Source organism: Rhizobium sp. TBD182, assembly GCF_001950375.1.
In the GTDB taxonomy this organism is placed as follows: Bacteria; Pseudomonadota; Alphaproteobacteria; order Rhizobiales; family Rhizobiaceae; genus Agrobacterium; species Agrobacterium tumefaciens.
Map to the genome: position 1 here is coordinate 1,082 of NZ_BDLN01000030.1, position 445 is coordinate 1,526.

At 63.4% G+C, this 445-nt stretch carries 1 protein-coding gene; it reads left to right on the top strand.

All coding sequences use genetic code 11. The annotated features are described in order from the left end of the window. The coding region (locus T18_RS28215; RefSeq protein ID WP_323455287.1) for an IS66 family transposase at nt 1-445 on the top strand (445 nt) is incomplete at both ends.

Sequence of the window (445 nt, forward strand, 5' to 3'; positions counted from 1 at the left end):
AGTGTGAGAAGATCACGCAGCCGCCCGCACCATTCCACGTGACGCCACGCGGCTTTGCCGGGCCGAACCTGCTGGCGATGATCCTGTTCGAGAAGTTCGCCCAGCACCAGCCGCTCAATCGCCAGAGCGAACGTTATGCCCGCGAGGGCGTCGACCTCAGCTTGTCGACGCTGGCCGATCAGGTTGGAGCATGTGCCGCGGCGCTGAAGCCCATCCACTCCCTAATCGAGACGCATGTCCTTGCTGCCGAACGTCTGCACGGCGACGACACGACCGTGCCGATCCTGGCCAAGGGAAAGACCGATACCGGCCGCATCTGGACCTATGTCCGGGACGATCGGCCGTTCGCAGGGCTCTCTTCGCCGGCCGCAATTTACTATGCCTCGCGCGATCGACGGCAGGAGCATCCGGAACGCCACCTGAAGACCTTCACCGGTATTCTGCA